This window comes from Streptomyces sp. NPDC058880 (assembly GCF_042742535.1).
Lineage (GTDB): Bacteria > Actinomycetota > Actinomycetes > Streptomycetales > Streptomycetaceae > Streptomyces.
In genome coordinates, this window is sequence record NZ_JBHYMC010000139.1 from 1 (window position 1) to 1,482 (window position 1,482).

Consider the following 1,482-nt stretch of genomic DNA (forward strand, 5'->3'; position numbering starts at 1 on the left):
CTTGGGTTCTAGCGGTCCTCGCAACACCCGCGATCTGTGGGAGTTGCGAGGACCGTGGGCGTTGAGCGTGGTGATCTTTCGGGGTTGCGGGAGCGTTTCCTCGCGCGGCTGGATGTCGTGGGGAACGTGACCGTGGTGGCGCGTGAGCTGGGGGTGAATCGGAACACCGCCTTCGGCTGGGCTCGGAAGGCCGGACGAAGTTCGGTGCGCCTGCCGCGCAGGCATCCCGGGCGGGACGAGTACGAGGGGCTTCGGGCCGCTGGTGTCGCACGCCGGGTGGCGGCCCGGCAGGTCGGTGTGAACGAGCGCACGGCCAAGGACTGGGACTGGGGCGTCAAGAAGAGCGGCACCACGCGCACCTACGCCGACGGCCGCCGTGTCGACTACACCACCGGGATCGTCACGATGGGCGGTGTGACCACAGCACCGGTGGGCCTGCAAGCCCTGGAAAAGCAGCTGCATCCGCGGTATCTGACACTGGCCGAGCGCGAGAAGATCCGCGACCTTAACGCGGCGGGCAAGTCGCTGCGGGCGATCGGGCGGGTCCTGGGACGGCCGGCGAGCACGGTCAAGCGGGAGATCGACGCGAACTCCGGCAGCGAGGGCTACCAGCCCTACGCCGCCCACCGCGCCGCGGCAGCACGCAGGCCCCGGCCCAAGGAGCGCAAGCTGCTGTGTGAGGGACGGCTGCGCAGCTTCGTGAAGGACGGATTGCGCCAGCGGTGGTCGCCGGAGCAGATCTGCCACGCTCTACACAGGGAGCATCCCGACGACGAGAGCATGCGGGTGAGCGTGGAGACGATCTACCAGGCACTGTATTTCCAGGCCCGCGGCGGCCTGAAGCGGGAAGTGCAGGCCGCTATCCGTTCCGGCCGGACCCGACGCAAACCCCGCCGGGACCCTCAGCGGCGCACCCCGCGCTTCATCGACCCGATGGTGATGATCAGCGACCGGCCCGCCGACGTCGAGGACCGGGCCGTGCCCGGGCACTGGGAAGGCGACCTGATCATCGGCGCGGGCGGCCGTTCCGCGATCGCCACCCTGGTCGAACGCAGCACCCGCTACACCATGCTGGTCCACCTGCCCGGCGGAGCCCACGACGCCGAGACCGTCCGCGACGGACTCATCACCACGATCCAGACCCTGCCCGCCCACCTGCGCGGCTCCCTCACCTGGGACCAGGGCAGCGAAATGGCACGCCACAAGCAGTTCACCATGGCCACCGACATGCCCGTCTACTTCTGCGACCCGGCATCCCCCTGGCAGCGAGGCTCGAACGAGAACACCAACGGGCTGCTGCGGCAGTACTTCCCCAAGGGCACCGACCTGAGCGTCCACAGTCCCGAAGACCTCGAACACGTCGCCCAAGAACTCAACGGCCGCCCACGCAAGACGCTCGACTGGGATACCCCAGCCGAGCGTCTACGTGATCTACTCACCACCTGAAACCAAGTGGTGTTGCGACGACCCCTTGAACCCAAG

General features: G+C 68.5%; 1 protein-coding gene. It reads left to right on the forward strand.

Annotated features, from left to right (window positions below; all coding sequences use genetic code 11):
- Window positions 1-405 precede the first annotated feature (405 nt).
- Window positions 406-1,446: an IS30 family transposase gene (locus tag ACFW2G_RS33065; RefSeq protein ID WP_384585649.1), complete on the forward strand. Its 1,041-nt coding sequence runs from the start codon at window positions 406-408 to the stop codon at window positions 1,444-1,446.
- Window positions 1,447-1,482: the final 36 nt, after the last annotated feature.

Bases quoted from the DNA above. Each gene is read 5' to 3' on its own strand.
- ACFW2G_RS33065 (WP_384585649.1), top strand. From the start codon at position 406: ATGGGCGGTGTGACCACAGCACCGGTGGGCCTGCAAGCCCTGGAAAAG.